The organism is Nostoc sp. (assembly GCF_036919895.1).
Classification (GTDB): domain Bacteria; phylum Cyanobacteriota; class Cyanobacteriia; order Cyanobacteriales; family Nostocaceae; genus Nostoc.
Genome location: NZ_JBALBW010000125.1, coordinates 1 through 19,672, shown reverse-complemented (window position 1 = coordinate 19,672; position 19,672 = coordinate 1). Strand labels below are relative to the sequence as shown.

Here is a 19,672-nt window from a genome sequence, read left to right as displayed (position 1 = left end):
TATGCCAGAGATGCAATCTAATATCGCGTCTCTACATCAACCCTTTATTGCAGAAACAGAACTTGAAGAATTATCTCCAGACAACGACAACAACGAGATTACACCTTTTCAAAAAAACATCTGGAATCGAGAAATGGCAGCGATATATTTAATTGAGCAAGGAACATCAATATATAAAGACTATCAGCGCTTTATTATTCATGTCTCCGAAAAACCTAAAATAGAAGTTCCCGTTCGAGAGGTTGAGCAAATTATCGTTTTTGGCAATATTCAATTATCAACCCATGTGATTAATGCTTGTCTTCAAGAAAAAATTGCTGTGCTATTTCTCAGTCAATCTGGTCAATATCACGGTCATTTATGGAGTGAAGAATCTAGCAATTTAGATCATCAATTAATCCAAATGCAAAGGCGGAGTGATGATTATTTTCAATTTAGCATATCTAAAGCGATCGTTTTAGGGAAGCTGATGAACTCTAAGCAATTATTAATGCGATTTAACCGCAAGCGCAAACTTGTAGAAGTTGAAAAAGCTATCTTCGGAATCAATCAAGATATTGATTCGCTAGATTTTGTCGATAACTTAGATTCATTGCGTGGTTATGAAGGAATCGCCGCAGCTAGATATTTTCCGGCTTTTGGCAAGTTGATTACCAATTCTGCTTTTAGTTTTTCTCAAAGATTCCGTCAACCACCAACCGATGCTGTCAACTCTTTATTAAGTTTTGGTTACACTCTTTTATTTAACAATGTTTTAAGTTTTATCATTGCCGAAGGGCTTTCTCCTTATTTGGCTAATTTTCACTATGGCGAGAGGCAAAAACCATATTTAGCGTTTGATTTGATGGAGGAATTTCGCTCCCCTGTTGTTGATGGTTTGGTTTTAAAGGTGATGAATAAATATTTATTTAAACCACAAGATTTTGATCTAGTTCCTAGTACGGGAGGAATGTATTTAAGTCAATCTGCACGAAAAGTTTTTCTCAAGCAGTTTGAAACTCGAATGAGTGAAGAAGTATCTCATCCAGATTTGCAATCTCAAGTAACTTATCGTCATGCGATTCAGTTGCAGGTAAGACGATATAAGCGTAGCTTATTATCTTCGGTGACTTATGAACCTTTTTTAAGAGCTGCTTAAATGTTAGTTGTTGTTGTGTATGATATTCCTGACGACAAAAGACGTTCAAAACTATCCAATTTTTTGGAAGGCTACGGGCGCAGAATCCAGCTTTCAGTTTTTGAATGTTTTTTGAGTTTGTCAGAAATGCAGCAACTTTATGATGATGTTAAGAAGCGGGTTAAAGCATCTGAGGATAATGTGCGGTTCTACTGGATTTCTCAGGAGGCTGTTAATAGAGTGTTAACGATTGGTGGCGAATCTCCCCAAGCACCGCCAAAGTATTATGTAATCTAGGTTTGGGGCAAATTGTAGGAGTTTTGTATCAGTTCATCGACGCATCTCGGCGAATCGCCCAAACCCTATATTTTTCGTTGAGATGCGTCGATTGCTTACAGGGAGAGGGTTTGAGGTATGTGGTTTGCTCAATTTTTATTTAGGATGTACAATCTTTTTAGAGATGCGTCGATTTGGTGGCTGAAACCCTTACTGGGTAAAGGCTCCTAGACGAACTCCCTACCGATTGGGTTAAATCGGATTAGTTGGAAACTACTAAGATTGCATATAAAGGCGTGTAACCAAACTTACCCTACCGATTGGGTTAAATCGGATTAGTTGGAAACCCGCAACGAAATTTCTTCCACTGCACTTAAGTCTTCATCGACCCTACCGATTGGGTTAAATCGGATTAGTTGGAGTTAAACCCCTGAAAAAAAGCCCTCTAAATGGAGGGCTTTTATCTGCTTAATAACATCGCTACAGCTTATCTAAGCTGCATCAAATTTCCTATACCTAGCGAGCTTGTATTGAATATCATCCAAATAAATAACTTCATCAGCTACTTGAGAAAGTTGCTCACTCAACATACTCTTCTTAGCAACAACAGTAACCTTCACACCGCGACGCTTAACCTCTTCAACAACTGGAATAAAATCTCCATCTCCACTGACAAGAATCACATCATCTCCTTTTTTAACTTCGCTAATAATATCAACAGCTATTTTCACATCGTCACCGACAGTTTTAAAACTTTTACTATCAGGTCGCGCTAAGATAGGAAGCCCAATAACTTCATAACGCTGATATTTTAAATAATCAATAAACCGCCTTTGTCCATCATTCATAGGTGAATGAATACCAGTATAATATTTAAAATTAGTCCGGCTAGCATCTTGAGAAAGTTCTATCCGTAAAGCATCATAATCTAGTTCAATTTGCAATCCATCAACAGCAAAACTTAAATTATTACCATCTATATATACACGAGTCATAGACTCTTGAGATTGTGTCAGAGGTAGAACCGAACTTTTGTTCAAGTTGACCTTGAGATTTTCTGGTTTTCGAGAAGCAGCCTTTTCATAAAAATCTAACTTTTGCTCCAAAGTAGTAACAGTTGCTAAAACAACCTTTTGTTGATGCTGTAACTTTTGAATGTTAGCAAGATGAAGACGTTGACGAGTATCCTGAGTCTGAAATCTCTTCCCCAGTTTATTTAGCTCATTTTGTGTCTTTTCAAATTTAGTTTTTAGAGAAATACTCTCTTGCTTAAAAGCAGTCAACTGTTTTTCTTTATCAGCATTGACTGAATTTAGTTTGACTATGACTCCTAGAGAAATAGCACTAAATCCAGTCAGTTCACCCAGGCTTCTAAGGATAGGTTGCTTGATAATCGAACCAGTAAGAATGCACCCAATAGAGAAACCTGCTGTCAGAGAAATTGCTTGAGTTAGCTTCATATATTTATTTTGTGGTATTAAATTTGCACAAAATCAAGATATCAAATACATGGAAATCGACTATTCCAATCACGTCATAACTTTGTAGAGACGGCGATTTATCGCGTCTCTTGCCTTATACCAATTTTTATAAAGCTGCATAGAATTCGATCCCCCCTAGCCCCCCTTAATAAGGGGGGAATGGAAAAACATCTATCAAAGTCCCCCTTTTTAAGGGGGATTTAGGGGGATCAAGATATGTGCAACTTCACATTAAATTGGTATTAGCCGAACAGTATTGATTGAATTCAGAATCTCAAAACAGATGAGGAAAGTACCCTTTCCAAGCATAGGTTTTAATAATTGACATACAAGCACAAACCCAAAAGCAATCAGGGAAATATATGGTAACAACTCGCCGCGTCATGATTCTTGCAGATGGTGACAATACCTTCTTAGCAGCACAAAGCTTTAACAGAAAAATAGACTGGCCGAAAATCCGTGACTATCTAGCCGACCCAAAAGAGGGAAGAGAATTAATTGAGATGGTGATTTATGTCGGTTTACCTCCAGCTAGAGAACGATTTGAAGAACAGCGAAAAACTAAAGAAAAGTTTGTTTATTGGGCAAGAAGTAACGGGTTTTTAGTTGTTTCAAAAGAAGGTAAAGCGAAAGGAGACGATTACGAAACCAATATAGATGTTGTCATGGCTATGGATGCAATCCAATTAGCTTTAGAAGTTAAACCAGACATTGTTGTTTTAGTAACAGGAGATTCAGATTTTGCTTATTTAGCAGAAAAACTCAGAAGACGGGGGATACGAGTTGAAGTTGCTTCTGTAGAACAATCTTTAGGTAGTGAGTTAAAAAATTCTGCAAATAGTGTTGTTGATTTGATTGAAGTATTTGATAAATTTAACGCTCAAAATGGAAATCAAAATCTTCACAGAATTGGGAACTCGAATGTTTTTTATTAAGTAGTTATTAATCATTTATCCAAATTCAATCAATCAGAAAATCATGCAGACAGTTAATGGAAAGTTAATCACGAAAGAACAAGGTCAAATAGACGCAATCCAGCAGGAAATGGAAGGGATCATTAAACGTTGCCAAAATTTAGAATCGCAGTTCACAGCTATTAATCAACAAAAAGATACGAAATATTTGCAGGAAGTAAATACTGTAAAAGTCTACCTGCAAAAGTTAGATAAAAAATTGAATCTGTTGGAGCAGAATGTAGCGAATCAAGCTAAAAACTTCTTGTATCTCAAGATTAGCGTTGCTATTGGATTAGTCGGCTTATGGTTCTGGTTTGGGATGAATAATCAACCTGCACATCACGAAACTAAACCTAAGAAATATACAGAGTCTATCCAACTACACCATCACTCAAATTGACTGATAAATTCACCCACTAATTGCCACTAATTGATTGTAAATAAACCGAGGAGATGTCATGAGAGCGATTATCAATGGAAAACTGACTGATTTACCAGAAGGTGTCACAGTCGAAGATTTGAGAAAGAGATTACCAGAAATTGGTAATGATGACGTGATGGAAGAAGGTTTTGGTGGAACTCGACCTCTAAAAAATACAGAAGCACTCAAAGAAGGTTCAAAAGTATGGACTGTTCCCAAAATTGTTAAAGGCTCTAGAATTTGGGATTTGGAATTTTAGATTTTTGATGTGTTTCCAATTAGGATTAATGGTGGTGAAATATGACAGTGACAATTAATCAAGAAAAATCCGGGTTTAAAGCAACTGCAAGATTGCTAGAAGAACTCAACATTTTAGAAAAAGTTGCCAAGAATATTATTGTTGGTAGCAAGACTATTGGCAATATGAAATATACAGCTATTTTAGTTAAAGGAATGCCGTTATCGTCCAAAAAATTCACTGTTTCTAATAGTGATCTTTTGTTTTTGTTACCGCTAGATTATCCCAGACTTCCGCCCATTGGTTGCTATCTTAACTACCCTTGGAATACGACAGGAGAAGGAGACCATCACTTTACCAGACAAAGTTACTATGGAGCGCCATTTTTAAGCGATGAAGGATGGTATTGGTATTGCGTTGGTCTAGGTGGAGGATTTAATCGAGAGGTTTGGCTCAATTCTTGGAAACCCACTAATCCGGTTGATAAAGGACATAATCTAGCTACATTATTTATCACTGCACGTCACGCAATTAACAGCGATGAATAATTTGTTATTGGTCATTTGTCATTTGTTATTGGTTATTCTTTATTAACTAATAACTAAGTAGTTAAGTGGAATTAAATATCAGATAAAAACCTCAAACTCAATCCCTCTCCCCTGCGTCCTTAGTCAGGAGAGAGAAGCTAGACGCAGAGTGAGGTTTGATATTTAATTTTACTCACTTATAGCGTTTACTAATCACATGAGGTACATCATAGTTCCCTCCTCGCTTGCGGGGAGGGGGTTGGGGGTGGGGTTCAGTACCTACTCAACTGAGAACCGCTATATTTAGCAATCATCAATCACTATCAATCACTAATTGAGGGTACAAATAGCATGAAAACTCAGAAACAAGCAGCAGAAATTTCTCTACATATACCCCCACAAATGTGGCAGCAGTTTCGCCAATCAATCATCAAGTCTCGGACTATGAATGAAGAAGTTATTGGTTTCTTTTTCTGCAAACGTCAGCAAATATCAAAAAATAAAATTCGCTATATTCCCAAAGCCTGGGTTGTTCCTTTACCTGATTGTTACGAAGGTCAATCTGCAAGTGGATTAGTGTTAACACAAAAATTTCACTGGTATCTGCTCAAAAATTACCTAAATAAGGGATTACATGTGGTACATATACATACTCATGCTGGTGATATGAGTCCTGATTTTTCCTGTGTTGATGACCGTTATGAATCGGAATACTCTCGATTTATTGCGTCAAGTTTCCCCAAAAAACCACGTTTGATTTCTGGAGTATTTGACGAGTCGTTACAACAATCTCAATTTCGGATTTGGGATAGGAAAGGACAAAGCTATCAGAGCATTAAATGCTATCAATCATGGTTAGAGCTTTCGGGAAATAGAGAATTATTGAATAATCCAAACTTGCAAAACAATGTAGAGTCAATGTTTGTGCGACAAAAAATATTTGGTAATAGTTGTCAAAAACAGCTTAATGAACTCAAAGTTACTCTCATAGGCTGCGGTGGTATTGGTTCAATTTTTGCTGAATTATTAGGTCGTTTGGGTGTGAAAAATTGGGTATTAATCGACCCAGACCGTTTAGAAACAGTTAACCTCAATCGAATGCCTGGAGCTACACAAGAAATGGCTGACCAACGATGGTATAAAGTGGATTATGTGAAATACTTAATTAAGAAAATATATCAAGCAGGTTCTTGTGTAAAAGCCATCTCAACATCAATTGAACATGAATTAGCTAAACAAGAAATTGCTGCTTCTGATTTAATTATTGTGGCTACAGATAATCACCTTTCTCGCCAAGTCGCCCAAGAATTAGCATTAGAATATATGCGTCCTTTAGTCTGTCTTGGTACTCATATCGATATCAATAAATCCGATAATACACCACGGATGTACTGTCGTGTTACTGTTCCACCTTTGGGTGGCGGCTGGTGTTTGATGTGTGGGAACATTATTAATTTGCAAAGAGCAGCTTTAGAATCTGCACCGATTGAAATTAACCAAATTACTGCTAGTGCAGGTTATTTAGAAGGGATTGATGACCCCGCAGTTTTTTGGTTAAATAGCATTTGTGGTAGTACAGGTGTTGGAATAATTCACGGGATGGTGAGTGGGTTTCTAAATTTAGATGCAGGGATTGACTGGATTTATGAGTTTCCTGGTTCTGTTTGGCACAAAACAAATATAGAGCCTTTAGAAACTCCTGATTGTTATTTTTGCTCAATGGAGAGTAGGGAGTAATACAATACGGTTCAGTTAAGGCTAAAATCTTTGTCAAAGTCAACTTTTTTAACGAACCGCAGAGGAAACAGAAAGAAGAGAAAAAATGCTTAACTGAACCGTATTGGGGAGTAATAAGCAATTCAAAATTTAATTGGAAATCTTACTTTCCAAGAGGATGGCATACTCAAGTTTGTTAGTTAATCTAAGCCTTGGCGTATAGGATTTACGGTTATACAAATAAAGCCTACTGGGGTAACAGATTCCAAATTTAGGAGACGATGGTTATGAAATATTCTTTGCGTAAAGAATCAAAAGAAGGATCTACTATATCCTTTGAGCAGGTGCAGCAAGAACCACCTTTGTGGAAATCTCCCTTAACTTGGCTTTGCGCTGTTGGTGGTGCGTTGCTGATTGGACTTCCTGTGGTTATGGACAGGTTTACCCATCGGGTGAATAGTGCATTTTTGGTAGATGTATCTCTGTCAAACCAACCTTACCAAACTTCCCTAGAGGCGCTTTGTCGCCAGTATGTTGAGCATTTGGTGGAGGGTGATGTCCGAATTTTAGGGAAGTTTGCAGATCGGGCGATAATATTGAACAATCAGGAGTTTCAAGAGCGCGATCGCCTTTCCATACAAAACCAATGCAAACATATTACCACGCAACCATCGGGAATTGGTCGAGTTCCAGGAACATCGTTAGTTGAGGCGCTTTCTCGTTTAGAAACAGAGATTGGGCATCAACAAAGCCAAGGGAATACTCAGCCTGTGGCGGCGGTAGTCGTTATCCAAGCTGCGGAACTTGTCAATCACCAACAACAAGATTTTAGTGTGATTAAATCAAAGATTGAGGCTATTATCCACAAAGGTGGTGCAGTAGCGATTATTGGCCCGGATATCGATTTGCAGAACCAATTAAGCCGTCAGCTTAGTTCGGTTAAAAATACTCAAATTTGTACCTACTCTGACGGTCAGGCTTGTCTCGATTGGCTCTTCCAAATCGCCCGGAAATAGACCTTTCCTAGTAGGTATTAAGATAATTGTAGTAGTTGCAGGAACAGAGAAATGATACCAGAAATTCCACCAAACCGCAAAGATAGACTTGAACGATGGCTGAAAATTTCGCCAAGAATTTTGTTCAGAATGCCAGACTTTGATAGAGCAAATATTATAGCAGCAATTAAAGAATATGCCGAATATAATTTAGCGAATTCGCAAATTGCTAAATATGATGCTGTGCGCTCTCGCCGTTTATCACGTAATCACCGACAGATTACCCAATTTATTGTTATTTTAGCAGGGTCTTTGACTTTTTCTGTAGCCCCTCAATTACTTGCTAAACAGTCAGGACGAGGAGCTTGGGCAATATCGGCGGGTTTGTTAGGCGGCGGATTAGCCAGCTTTTATGCCCATAGCAATGCAACTAAGGTGCTAACAGGAATTAAGCTGAAAAACAGTACACAAAATACTCGAAAAGCCATTTTAGATAACAAAAAGTAAAGAGATTTTATGCTGGAAGAGAATTTTAATCAGTTTGAGGAAACCCCTGAAGACGTATATACTCTAAAGTCAAAGCGAAAGGCTTAATGAAATCGAGGGAATCCATGATAGTAAACCGGAGAAAGAGGCACTGGTTATTAGTATATCCCTTAGTATTATTGAAGCAGGTGTTGCCTTTTATATGATTGCCTCGGCTGGTGTTTTTATTGCTTCAATGGTGAGCTTGTTTCCTGTGGCTTTGCTTTGGGCGATCGCTAACCACCATGCCGAAAAGGTAGAACTACCAGAAGCTTACGATGAACTAGTAGAAAAATATTATGAAACAATTCAAGAATCATCCTGAAAAAATTAGCCTAGAATCTGTACTCACTCTGGAAATAATTCCTAATGAACGAGACTACAAAGAACAGATTATTGATGCTCGTCTCAAGTGGATTTCCGAAAATGACCCTTATAATCCTCTGAAGAACTTTAGCATGGTTGATTCTCAAATTGAGATAGATTTTTTTGTGTCCCGCCAACAAGAATTAGAACAAGAAAAAGAAAGGCATATTCATCAGCGAATGCTTCAGTTGCAAGAAGAGGTACAAGAAATTAAAACGGACAAACCGCCTGAATTGGCTATCAGCTTAATCGGGCCAGATTATGTGGTACAGGATAAAATTCAAAAATATCGAGATCAAGAAACCAGAAAACGAGAAGCAATCTGCCATAATGAAGTTCAATTAATTACAGGCAGATATAATAGCCTCAAACAGCAATGCGAAGAACGGATTAGTCAAGCTCGTGCTAACTATCAAGCTGCCTTTCGCATCTGGCAAGAAGAGCGCGGCTGGGGAGCGGAGGGGCAGAGGGGGAGGGGAGCCGAGGAGGAGAGGGGAAAGAGGTAAGAGTAACTTTTCAATTCTTCCCAATGCCTCCTGCCCAATCGCCAATCGCCAACATCCAATACCCAATACCTATGAAAAACTACTTTTTTCAAGCTGCTAAGATATTTTTTAACCCGGAAACCCTTGTTCCTTTTCTTATCGGCACGATTTTTTTATCTGTCTTGGGGAATGCTCTCACCCAAATATTGTTTAATGTTTTTGGCACTACCACAACTGCTGCTGTGGGAATTGCTTTCGGTTCTGTATTGATTTTTATGTTTTCAGTCTGGTTTTTGGCTAAGTCGTTAAGCAAAATGCGATCGCCTGAAATCGATTTAGGTAAATTGCCGCCCAAGCAACACAAAGGACTAATATTGTTAGTCAGTCGGGATGAACCTTGTAAGAAAGCAATAGAATATCATCTGCCAGAACTAGAATATTGTTGGTTAATTTGTTCTTCTCAGTCTCTTAATTTAGCTAAAAAGTTAAAGCAGGATTTTCCTAAGTTAAAAATCGCCGAACCAATTATTGTCAACGATATCTACGATCCTCTAGAATTCTATCAAGAAGTGAAAAAAATCTATAACTACCTCCCTCCAGGATGGATAATAGAAGATGCGATCGCTGATTTTACTGGCATGACTGCCCAAGGTAGTGTAGGAATGGTACTTGCTTCGTTGTCTGTACAAAGTCCCTTACAATATACGCCAGCAGAATCTTTTGATGGACAACCTAGTGGTTATTCTCTCAACCCCATTGAAATTACTCTCAAGCAGCAGTTTCGTAGAGGGACAAACTAAGTAAACTTTTTATCCATGTCAATGTTTATACTTTTGGTTTAAGTTCTCAGGCGAGCGTTATTGCTAAATATTTTACTTAATTTCAGTAAAAGTATTGTTATATCTAGGTTTGAGACAATTTGTAAGAGTTTTGTATCAGCTTCATCGACGCATCTCGGCAAATCGCCCAAACCCTATATTTTTCGTTGAGATGCGTCGATTGCTTACAGGGAGAGGGTTTGAGGTATGTGGTTTGCTCAATTTTTACTAAGGATGTACAATCTTTTTAGAGATGCGTCGATTTGGCGGCTGAAACCTTTACTGGGTAAAGGCTCCTAGACGAACTCCCTACCGATTGGGTTAAATCGGATTAGTTGGAAACAATCGAGAGGTAGCATTGAGGCTACTTGAGACAGAGCTTGCCCTACCGATTGGGTTAAATCGGATTAGTTGGAAACTTTTTGAAGCCGCTGTGATCCTATGGTTTTTAGCCCTACCGATTGGGTTAAATCGGATTAGTTGGAAACAAAAGCAGCACCAAGAAGAGCTTTTGCAATAGAATTCCCTACCGATTGGGTTAAATCGGATTAGTTGGAAACTTTTAACAGTTTCAAAACCAGATTCAGACAACCCTACCGATTGGGTTAAATCGGATTAGTTGGAAACAAGAAGTCGGCATTGGCATATCCCCTCCGTCAGCCCTACCGATTGGGTTAAATCGGATTAGTTGGAAACTTGAGAACGATTCATATTAACTCCTGATTGGACCCTACCGATTGGGTTAAATCGGATTAGTTGGAAACTTAACAATTCCCCCATAGCCAAGCTCAGTTTCGCACCCTACCGATTGGGTTAAATCGGATTAGTTGGAAACGACAGAGTCTCATGGGAAAGAATTTCTCTCCTCTGTCCCTACCGATTGGGTTAAATCGGATTAGTTGGAAACCATTCATGATTGCTGACTTCTTCATAGCCTCCTACCCCCTACCGATTGGGTTAAATCGGATTAGTTGGAAACGCTTGTTGAGTCGAACTACCCTTCGTGGTGGCTTGGGTGGACCCTACCGATTGGGTTAAATCGGATTAGTTGGAAACGTTATAATCTAGGTTGAACGAAAAGGAAAACTAAAACCCTACCGATTGGGTTAAATCGGATTAGTTGGAAACATTCGCTTTGTCCGGTTAAAGATAAGCGAACAAAACCCTACCGATTGGGTTAAATCGGATTAGTTGGAAACGCCTTCGTAACGTCGGAATCTTTCTCTGAAATTATTTCCCTACCGATTGGGTTAAATCGGATTAGTTGGAGTCTATACTTAGAAATACTTGTCTATAAAAGCTAGAAAACTTATCAATACTTTAAATCCCTGCCTAAGTGCCTTTAAATGGCTTCTAGGACAAGGATTTTGTGAAGCATTGGGTTGAAACAGACAGAGTGTATTGTGTTTAACAAGCAAGTTTAAGGCTTACATAGCGATTTAAGCTAACATTTTGCTCTGCTGCTTCTATAGCTAATCTACGGTGATGCTCTGGAGGAATGCGAACTTGAAATTTACCACTGTAGTTTTTTTCGGCAATTGGTTCTGGAATCCTTTCATTATTCGCTTCCATATCAATCACCACATCTTGTACTAGGTTTGTAATCCCTTCAAGTGCAGCAGGACGATTTTCATGAAGAAAAGACAGGCTAGAGAACTCAGCACATAGCCCTACAAATTCTTGATCTTCTTCTGACCAAGTAACTTTATAAGTATAGTGTTCGTGGTTAACCATCTTGTATATCCTCCATTTTTTCAATAGCGTCTAAAACCTGCCTGACTTGATAAACCTTTGCTTTTCCATTCTTTTCTTGAATGTTGACGCGTGGATTTTCAGCCCAAGGCGTTTTATAGATACAATGGCTTGTTCCTTGCTGTCTAGGTTCTCCAAAGTAATGATTGCAGACCTTCATTAAATCGGTAAAGTTAACATTCTTAGGATTGTTCTTTATCTGAGCAAGGATTTTTTCGATTTGTGCCATAAGTTTTTATACTAAGTTTTAATCAACAAGTAGAATGTTTCTACAAAATGACTACGACTTAGTATTAACTTTAAACTAATAATAGTATCAATATTCATACTATGTCAAGCAACCATTGTCAAAATCTTAAAAGTTTTAGGTCAAACAATTCCGGCAAATCATGTATAAAGAGTGCTGACTTACTCCGCTTATAGTACTGAATTAAAAGTAGTACTGAGTTAAAAGACCACTCACAAAGAGTGGGGTATCAACGTTTTCTCAGTAAGAAGATTACACCCACAAGGGGCGGGGCTTGTTCCAAGTACATAAGTGCTGAGTATTTTTTTTTACTTACTCACAGGATTTTTATTAACTTCTTCCTCTTTACCATAGCGATAGAGAATTAATTTTCCTTGAGAAGAACGACAGCTAACCCGCACTCCTTGAGTCACGCGAAAGTGGTCAACATTTCCCATATTAGTATACTTGTCATACTGCAATCCTCCATGTTTTTTGAGAATAGCAGTATCACCACCAGAATCTTTTAAGAGACAAGAGACTTTAGCTAAAGTCTCTTGTAACTTTACCCTTGGTTGCTTCTCCTTTACCTTTTTGTAGTCAGCTTCAAAGGAATCTTGATATTCTAAATTGAAGAAAGAAAGTAAATCTTCTGAAAGCAAATCATCTTTACACTGATTCCAGATTAACTGTCCCCAAGTCGAAAGTATCATTTGCTCGTCAACTTCTGCAAGCATAGCTTCGGGAATTCCGACTGTTTCACTTGCAGAAAGTCCAGCATCAGCATCCAATAACGCTAGTTGATGTGTATAAGGTTTAATTAAAGAAACATCTACAGCTATAGGTAAGCGTGGAATCGTAATTAAATCAGACTTTTCACCTTCAAAGATATAAATTATTTCATCAGCATAAAACATCCCAATAGTATTGAGATAACCTTGTAAACTCTTGAAACTACCCACCAAATTAAAATAAATTTTGTATTGTTCCCGTTTCAATTGTGGTATCGTATCTTCTAACCAAACAATTAACGCATCAATTCCCAGAGAAAAAGCTTCAGTGCTAGCAGTAGAAAGCCCACTAGGAGCAAAAGTACTAGTATTATTTAATCCTTGTTTTCTGAGAAAATCTTCAACAATTTTAGCAGTAGTTTTACCTTGAGATGTATCGGTAGCAACGAGAAAATGAATATCTTCTTTTCCCTGACTTAAATTATCTTGATAAATGCCATAAATTCCATTCAACTCTGCACTAGCACGACGAATCTGGGAAGTTTTAGCACCTAAAAGTTGTTCGTCGGATCTTTGTTTGAGGATTGTAATAATCTGCTTAACATCCTCTGGTGTTTTATCTTCATTCAGATTTGCAGTATCCCGCAAGCGCGAATACCAATCTTTTTCGTCAAGATTAGCTCGGTTGATTTGATTGGTGAGTAAGCTAGTACCAATGGTAGAAATAATAACTTTACGCATGATAATTTAGAAAGCGGGGTGAAGATAATAAATATATTATCTTTAGTTGCGCCACGCTCATCAAAGATATCACCTGGGTTGAGGCGATACCTTTGCCAGAATTATCAGCAATCAATCGTCATCGAAATCATCCTCATCATCAAAATCATCATCCGTATCTAATTCTTCATCACTTATATCTGGTTCTGGACAGTCCACTTCTTCAACTTTATATGCACCCCAAAGGTAATTTTCGGTTTGGCGATCGCATTGCTCCTCAATCCTCTGTAAGCTTTCTTCAGTGGTAGATTCATTACTTGAATTAAAATTAAACCCGAAAGATGTATCACTTGCCATAATTTTCTTCCTTCCAAACAACAACCAAATACTTTGATAGATTAATCTCGACGCATCACTCGTTTCATATCTTTATCATCATTAAAGGCTTTTCTAATCTTTTCAGCAACTCCGAGAGCGTTAGGAATAGTCAATAGAAAAAGCTTTGGATGAGAATAATCGCTCGAAAATATCCGAATATCTCCTAACAAAAGCGGTTTCTTACCTAAGCAGGTTCTACCAAAATCTAAAAGTTGGTATAAAAAACCTCTTTCTACCTTAATATCTACTATTCTATACAGTTCAATGAAATTTACTTCCTTCCAAAAAATACCAGTTTTAGTAATCAGCCTTTGAGTAGTTAAAGTATAGTTGGTGGAGCGAATTTGGAGGAATTTCCAATATAAATATGGCAAAGGTAAAATTGTCCAACCAAAAATAATTAACAGCAGATTCCAGAGAAACCTTTCAACAACAATTTTGAATAGAGAAGGATGAAAGTTTAAAATTCCTGACTCTGCTGCTGGCGAAATCATCCTTCCTTTGTAAACGTTCTTCATTGTCTATACTCCGAATTGCTATGTAGTTGCCTTTTCTGATTGCAATTGGAGTATGACATAGCAGTGGAAAGCGAGGATTCCAAAGTAGAAAGTATTCTTAACGATTAAATGTAGGTCTTGTCCCCCAAGTTAAAGCTAATTGTGCTTTCTCTAATCTTTCAATGAAAGGTTTAAGTTGGTCTCCTTCAGTTTTATGTCGCCAAGGTGAGTTGGGTGTGCGATCGCCATGAAACACCGTGACAATTTCTAAATATTTATTTCCCTCAATAGGTAACATGCGATGCCATACAGAACTCACAGATGTAGGACGATTATCTCTTTTTTCTTTACCGTCTTCAATCTTGATCCCGCGCCCACCAATAGCAGGGGTATATTTAAAAATTTCTTTTCCATGAAAAAGATTTATCGCCTGTGATGTATCTGTTTCTAAAGCATAAACAGTAACATTGTTAGGATGCCATGTTTCCCGCCAAGTATTCATATAATCTGGCGACTCTTGACGGTTATTTGGTTGCTTAGAATTTAATTGAAATGGAAATTGCTGAGTGTCTCGATACAACTTTGATAAAAAAGCTTCTAAATCTTGCTTACTTTTAATTCCCACAAAATTTAGATCGCTACATTCCCAATGACAACCGATCGCTCTAGTTTGATAACTAGGCATAAACCCAGGATGCCAATCACGAAGATCGCACTTGTGCCAAACTCGCCGCCAAGATTTGCCAAACCCGCCCATAATATAAGCAAATCGGAATACCGAGCGCAACCAATTAGCCTCACGTTGAGGTAGAGAAACTAATAACTTGCCTTGCATCTTAAAAATAGGTGTTTTTTCATGTCCTTGTGTTTGATTCTTACCGAGAAATGCCTGGGTTTGCCAGTACATATCTGACTTCCCCGTAGCACGATCGTGACCAAACAAATAGTTTAGTTGCTTGTCAATAAAACTGCGATCGCTGCACACTCCACTTAGCAATCGGGTGACATGACCCCGTATAGATGCTTTAAACTGATTGGGTCTAAATTCTGGAACATCAGTTCTCAATAAAGAACTAACTCCCGTACCCAATAGTGGAATAATCAGGTTGTATTCTTGCTGTGGGCGTGGCGGCTGCCCAATTAAACCGTATCCCGTACTTGTTTTCCCCCCAATTCCTGCTACCAATGCTGACTTCATCCATTCCTCTACCCGTTGCCATTGTTCGAGTATTAGCTGTTGACGGCAACTTAACTCAAATACTAGTTTGGGTTGATAAAGAGTAATTGCTGCATAAGCATGGGGAGAAGTTATTTTAATTCCTACTTGGCGGTCTTGTTGGGGATGAATAACATCTACTATCCGTCCTCCTGCTGTCCAATCATCAAGTGGATATGCCCGATGAAATCTTAGTTTTTTTGCTATTTCGAGTTCTGTTGGTGTTAATTTATTTCGTCGTAGCCAGTGTTGAAATAAACCCTTAATTCCACTACCAGGAATCATAGGAATACCTTCACTATCGATGACTGGACGAATAATACTATCTTGACCACTATTACTACTCAATCGTCCCGGTAGTTTTAATAAAAAGCGGTACATATTACCATCTAAGCCAAGAGATGGTTGTAACTTTTGATAAGTAGGACTGAGATCGGAGCTAGGCTGTACCCACTCATCTACCCATCTGATGAGATGTGGATTTTTTCCTGCGTTTTGTAGACTACAACGTTCTTTAATTTGCGCCCGATACATCATCCGAATTTCTTCTGGAGTAACGTCACTTCGTGGCTGAAACTCTCTTGATCGATCCTCAGCTTCAGATATTTTCACAGTTATTCCTTTTTGTTGATATGCCTTAGCAAAAGCATCTTTTAAACTCATAATTTATTACCCACTGATTATTTTTCATTTCTGGAGCGATCGCGTTGCTTGAGTCGTTGAGTCCACCACACTAAAGAATCGCACAATTGAGTTAATACTGCTAAAGTGGCGCGAGTATCAGCTAAGGACATTTGACATAATTTAGTTGTCACTTCTCTAACTCCCGCAACGTTATTACCTGAAATAGTACAATCGCGATCGGGTAACTCAATTCCCGCATTCAACATAATCTTTGCTAATTCTTTCCAGACATCACACCAATAAATTCTTTTGTTTCGATCTATGGCACTGTTTCTATCATCCCGTAAATGTTCTCCCCAAAATCTTTCTAGTCCATAAGCTACGGCAATTCGCATTTTATGAGATTCATTTATTACTTGCGAATCTTGACAATATCTCAATACTAAATCGTAGGCATGACGATCGAGTGAGTAAGCATGAAATCCGATTCCTAGCGGTTCTGGAGCAAAGATTTCTGTTTGTTGAGTTGGAACATTGCTGGGAACATTAGGTCGTTTTGGTGTATTTTCAGTCATAATTATGCCTCTGTTGAATTGTGTAAATTCACTTCTGTTCGTCCAAATCCTATCGATTCTAATCCACCAAAATAAAACTCTTTTGCGTTAATATCGTGATTGTGTGAAGTGGGATTAGTTTTAGCAATTGGCCAGCCAGAGTCTTGAGTATAATCATCCCATTTGACATCTTTTTTGATTTTTTTCTTCTCATCATTTGGATCTTGCTCTTCGTAATGACGGCGTAGAGCAAGAGGAAACACTAAAATAGTCTTTTCTGGTAATGCCTCGACGTTGAAAAAAGCTTTATCATCCACTATTTTCTCATCTTCCTTTAGTTTCACTCGACTCTGACGGTATAATGACATATCATGAATCAGAGACATATCGGCATCATTGACCACAACAAATCCATATTTTTGAGCGAATGTTCCGGCACATTTTTTATAGTAGGTTAATTGGCTATCGGCTTTTTCTCCTAAGTTAATAAAACCCAAATTAAAAAATAATTTTTGGGCGTTAACTCCACTGTGCATATATGGCTGAATATTGAAGCCATCTTTTCCCCCGGTAATACGATGATATCTTTTGAGGAGCAGTGGACAAGAAACCATAACCACAGGTTGATTTGGGCAATAGACAGGCAGCCAGACAACTGAAGCATATTCAAATTTAACGAGTGCTTCTGTCGTCGAAATTGGCTGTTTTTTTTCATCGCGATCGCCTGCTTCACGTCCATACCAAAAATCAACTTTTTGAGGGTTATACTCTCGCATATCTGCCCGAAACCTACCCCGAATTGAACTACCGGGGATAATCCCAGTTTGAGTAAATTGGTCACGGAAGATTAAATTCAAATTCCCGGTTTCTTCTCCTGCACTCGCACCGACGTGCAGGGGGGCTAAGGTTTCGATAATGCCGTAGGCTTTTTTATACATTATTGCTCCATGTATTGATAAATTTCACGCAGATTTCAACCAGTAAACTGATAACTGTTAAGCGATCGCCTCATTTGGGGCGTACCATTGCACTTGGTAAAGGTAAGGCTAAACCACATCCCCAGCGTTTCAAAAATGGGCCTTCTTTGGGAAACCATTCATCAGGCCATTCTTGCCAAGCGTTGAGAGGGGTTTTCATCACATAAACAGTTCCCGCCGGAGTCGCATATCGTCCCCGTGACAGTCTTTTGGTTTTTCCCTCACCGCCCAGTCGATAGCGGAAAGGATGAGGGCGTTCAGTAAGGAGAGTTTCTAAATAGCGATCGCAATCCCACACCGCAGGATAACGAGTTGATAGGCGATTTGACCCCCAAATTGCTGGGGTAATTAAGGCAAAACTCTTGCCTACAGCCTGTGTCAGAAGTTGTTGGAGATATTCATCTAATGGCAGACATCGCACATCTACCATGTGTCCTTCACCTCCAAAGCGATACCAACCATCGTTAACTTTGTCATTGCAGAGATAAACTAAGCAGTAGTCGGGGTCTAGTTGTACGCCGTTTTCTAAAAATAAACTGCCTCTTTCGCTTCCGTCTTCTAGTTTTTCTATCTTGACGCGCCGTTCGTCTTCTCTCAGTTGGGGGTGCAAATGGGGAATTGATTTCCAAGGTACGAGGCGATCGTTTTTTTTCTCAAGCCATACTTTTTTACCTATCCATGTTTTTTCATCCCAGTCTTTAATAGCTATCCAACTACCACTTTCAAATTTACCTGATGGTGATTGCCCTGTTTTATTCTGCCATTTCTCGCCATTCCAACTTAACTGATATGTAATGTTTTCGGCTCCTTTATCAACTAAACAATTAAAAGGTGTGGGAACATAAAAGTTTTGCGGAGAATCACTTTTTGCCCAAAAAGGGCCAGCAAAGTGTAAAAGTTTTATTCTAGCTTTGAGTTTTTCTGTGTCTGGTTCTTCTTGGGTATATGTGGCAGCAAATAAACCAGATAAGCTGGCTGTACTAGGAGGAAAACTTGTCCCGGAGCGTCCTACTAAGTTGTCTGGTGATAAAAATCTACCAGCACTGCCATATAAAAAACCTAATGGTTCAATTATAACTAAATATTTAAGAAGTGATTCTGTTGTTGAATTACTGCTAGAACTTCCATCCGCTATTTCTACTGCTGACATAATTGAAATCCTATTTTTGCAAGATTAATAATCCAGTTATTCAAGGCTTTATTGACATCTTTACAGTCTTTTTTATTACCTAATATGCCATACGAGATGATTTTTTTATTTGGATCATCTTGCTCATGTTGATTCCAAAGTATTTTTTCATTTTTAAGATTGAGGCATTCCTTTTTAGCAGTGAAATAAATCCCAAATAAGGCTAAAGCTATATCAGTTTGTTCACCTTTAAAAGCGTGACGAGATTCTAGTAACGCTACATCTGCATGGATATGTCCCCAGTTGGCTTTTTCGCCTGTTTGTTCGTTGCGATCGCAATATCCTTCCAACACTTCCTGCAAACACCACCAAGGACACACCCAGTCTAAATAATTACCACCATTAAACAATATGCGAATAGCCAAGCGATCGCGTCCTTGATTTTTGGCATTTTTCTCGGTTTCTCGGCAATTTTGTAGTATATCTCGCTGGGGAACACCCGGTGCAGCCCAGACAAATCCAACACTAACGCCAATTGGTATTTTATGTTTTTTCCATAAGGCGTTATCATTTACAGAATTGAAGTTATAAAACCAATCAAGACATTCTTGAGCCTTAAGTACAGGTTCCCTAAATAAGTTTTCGGCTTCTATTTGATTTAGACCTGCTTCTTCTACTGCATCTTGTAAGCTTGGATCATCTGCATAATTTACTTTGATAATTTGAACGAATTCATGTCTAAGTTTCCAAGAGATTTTTACGTCTTTCTGTAAACCTTTTTCATCGAATTCTTTTCGGAAATCAGTTATTTCTTTTACCAACTTGGGTGACTGTTTTACCACAGCATTGCTTCAGGGCTATTTCATTCTAAATGTAGACGCGATATGGTAAGATGCAGCGCCAGTTATACTTCAAGCATCTATTATCGTGTCTGAAATCGAAATTAT

The 19,672-nt window shown here is 38.4% G+C and carries 23 protein-coding genes and 1 CRISPR repeat array; of the genes, 12 read left to right on the top strand and 11 right to left on the bottom strand.

Annotated elements, in window-relative coordinates; translation table 11 throughout:
* The first annotated feature begins 10 nt into the window (after positions 1–10).
* A complete protein-coding gene (gene cas1 / locus V7K55_RS24805) occupies positions 11–1,138 on the top strand; it encodes a CRISPR-associated endonuclease Cas1 (RefSeq protein ID WP_334835568.1) in 1,128 nt (375 codons plus the stop codon).
* Positions 1,139–1,414 carry a CRISPR-associated endonuclease Cas2 gene (gene cas2, locus V7K55_RS24800; RefSeq protein WP_334835565.1) on the top strand — a complete coding sequence of 92 codons (276 nt, stop codon included), beginning with the start codon at positions 1,139–1,141 and terminating at the stop codon, positions 1,412–1,414.
* Between the two features lie 470 nt (positions 1,415–1,884).
* On the opposite strand, the gene V7K55_RS24795 is transcribed toward cas2, so the two are convergent.
* Entirely contained in the window at positions 1,885–2,853 is a 969-nt protein-coding gene (locus V7K55_RS24795) for a LabA-like NYN domain-containing protein (RefSeq protein WP_334835563.1), read from the bottom strand.
* A gap of 404 nt (positions 2,854–3,257) precedes the next feature.
* Here V7K55_RS24795 and V7K55_RS24790 point away from each other — a divergent pair, with 404 nt between their 5' ends.
* The 10 genes from V7K55_RS24790 to V7K55_RS24745 all read left to right on the top strand — a co-directional run bounded on the left by V7K55_RS24790 (position 3,258) and on the right by V7K55_RS24745 (position 9,903).
* Entirely contained in the window at positions 3,258–3,809 is a 552-nt protein-coding gene (locus V7K55_RS24790) for a LabA-like NYN domain-containing protein (protein WP_334835561.1), read from the top strand.
* A 43-nt stretch (positions 3,810–3,852) separates the two neighbouring features.
* Entirely contained in the window at positions 3,853–4,230 is a 378-nt protein-coding gene (locus V7K55_RS24785) for a hypothetical protein (protein ID WP_334835558.1), read from the top strand.
* Between the two features lie 58 nt (positions 4,231–4,288).
* A complete protein-coding gene (locus V7K55_RS24780; protein ID WP_334835557.1) occupies positions 4,289–4,510 on the top strand; it encodes a hypothetical protein in 222 nt (73 codons plus the stop codon).
* Positions 4,511–4,551: 41 nt separating this feature from the next.
* On the top strand, positions 4,552–5,037 hold the full coding sequence (locus V7K55_RS24775; RefSeq protein WP_334835555.1) for a hypothetical protein: 486 nt from the start codon (positions 4,552–4,554) through the stop codon (positions 5,035–5,037).
* Between the two features lie 330 nt (positions 5,038–5,367).
* Complete coding sequence (locus V7K55_RS24770; protein WP_334835553.1) at positions 5,368–6,753, top strand: HesA/MoeB/ThiF family protein; 1,386 nt, start codon at positions 5,368–5,370, stop codon at positions 6,751–6,753.
* A 266-nt stretch (positions 6,754–7,019) separates the two neighbouring features.
* Positions 7,020–7,748, top strand: a complete 729-nt coding sequence (locus V7K55_RS24765; RefSeq protein WP_334835551.1) for a hypothetical protein — start codon at positions 7,020–7,022, stop codon at positions 7,746–7,748.
* Between the two features lie 51 nt (positions 7,749–7,799).
* The gene (locus V7K55_RS24760; protein ID WP_334835548.1) at positions 7,800–8,234 is read left to right on the top strand and encodes a hypothetical protein; all 435 of its coding nucleotides are present in this window, start codon (positions 7,800–7,802) and stop codon (positions 8,232–8,234) included.
* Positions 8,235–8,415: 181 nt separating this feature from the next.
* The gene (locus tag V7K55_RS24755; protein WP_334835546.1) at positions 8,416–8,577 is read left to right on the top strand and encodes a hypothetical protein; all 162 of its coding nucleotides are present in this window, start codon (positions 8,416–8,418) and stop codon (positions 8,575–8,577) included.
* Entirely contained in the window at positions 8,552–9,124 is a 573-nt protein-coding gene (locus V7K55_RS24750) for a hypothetical protein (RefSeq protein WP_334835544.1), read from the top strand. Before V7K55_RS24755 ends, V7K55_RS24750 begins: the two co-directional genes overlap by 26 nt.
* Before the next feature lie 71 nt (positions 9,125–9,195).
* The gene (locus tag V7K55_RS24745) at positions 9,196–9,903 is read left to right on the top strand and encodes a CRISPR-associated protein (RefSeq protein ID WP_334835542.1); all 708 of its coding nucleotides are present in this window, start codon (positions 9,196–9,198) and stop codon (positions 9,901–9,903) included.
* A gap of 325 nt (positions 9,904–10,228) precedes the next feature.
* A CRISPR array of direct repeats spans positions 10,229–11,193; the repeat unit is 36 nt; unit sequence CCCTACCGATTGGGTTAAATCGGATTAGTTGGAAAC.
* Between the two features lie 135 nt (positions 11,194–11,328).
* Here the strand turns inward: V7K55_RS24745 and V7K55_RS24740 are convergent.
* The 10 genes from V7K55_RS24740 to V7K55_RS24695 form a co-directional block, all read right to left on the bottom strand.
* A complete protein-coding gene (locus V7K55_RS24740; RefSeq protein ID WP_334835539.1) occupies positions 11,329–11,655 on the bottom strand; it encodes a type II toxin-antitoxin system HicB family antitoxin in 327 nt (108 codons plus the stop codon).
* Positions 11,648–11,902 (bottom strand): toxin HicA, encoded by a 255-nt coding sequence (locus V7K55_RS24735; RefSeq protein ID WP_334835537.1) that lies wholly within the window; start codon positions 11,900–11,902, stop codon positions 11,648–11,650. Before V7K55_RS24735 ends, V7K55_RS24740 begins: the two co-directional genes overlap by 8 nt.
* 326 nt (positions 11,903–12,228) lie before the next feature.
* A complete protein-coding gene (locus V7K55_RS24730; RefSeq protein WP_334835535.1) occupies positions 12,229–13,371 on the bottom strand; it encodes a CRISPR-associated protein in 1,143 nt (380 codons plus the stop codon).
* A gap of 111 nt (positions 13,372–13,482) precedes the next feature.
* On the bottom strand, positions 13,483–13,707 hold the full coding sequence (locus tag V7K55_RS24725; RefSeq protein ID WP_334835533.1) for a hypothetical protein: 225 nt from the start codon (positions 13,705–13,707) through the stop codon (positions 13,483–13,485).
* Between the two features lie 41 nt (positions 13,708–13,748).
* Complete coding sequence (locus V7K55_RS24720) at positions 13,749–14,246, bottom strand: PH domain-containing protein (RefSeq protein ID WP_334835532.1); 498 nt, start codon at positions 14,244–14,246, stop codon at positions 13,749–13,751.
* A gap of 97 nt (positions 14,247–14,343) precedes the next feature.
* Positions 14,344–16,104 (bottom strand): RAMP superfamily CRISPR-associated protein, encoded by a 1,761-nt coding sequence (locus tag V7K55_RS24715; protein WP_334835531.1) that lies wholly within the window; start codon positions 16,102–16,104, stop codon positions 14,344–14,346.
* A gap of 17 nt (positions 16,105–16,121) precedes the next feature.
* Positions 16,122–16,640, bottom strand: a complete 519-nt coding sequence (locus V7K55_RS24710; protein WP_334835529.1) for a hypothetical protein — start codon at positions 16,638–16,640, stop codon at positions 16,122–16,124.
* A 2-nt stretch (positions 16,641–16,642) separates the two neighbouring features.
* On the bottom strand, positions 16,643–17,557 hold the full coding sequence (locus V7K55_RS24705; RefSeq protein ID WP_334835527.1) for an RAMP superfamily CRISPR-associated protein: 915 nt from the start codon (positions 17,555–17,557) through the stop codon (positions 16,643–16,645).
* A gap of 70 nt (positions 17,558–17,627) precedes the next feature.
* The gene (locus tag V7K55_RS24700; protein ID WP_334835525.1) at positions 17,628–18,746 is read right to left on the bottom strand and encodes a type III-B CRISPR module-associated Cmr3 family protein; all 1,119 of its coding nucleotides are present in this window, start codon (positions 18,744–18,746) and stop codon (positions 17,628–17,630) included.
* A complete protein-coding gene (locus V7K55_RS24695; protein WP_334835522.1) occupies positions 18,734–19,567 on the bottom strand; it encodes a hypothetical protein in 834 nt (277 codons plus the stop codon). The genes V7K55_RS24700 and V7K55_RS24695 overlap by 13 nt, the downstream gene beginning before the upstream one ends.
* Positions 19,568–19,672 lie beyond the last annotated feature (105 nt).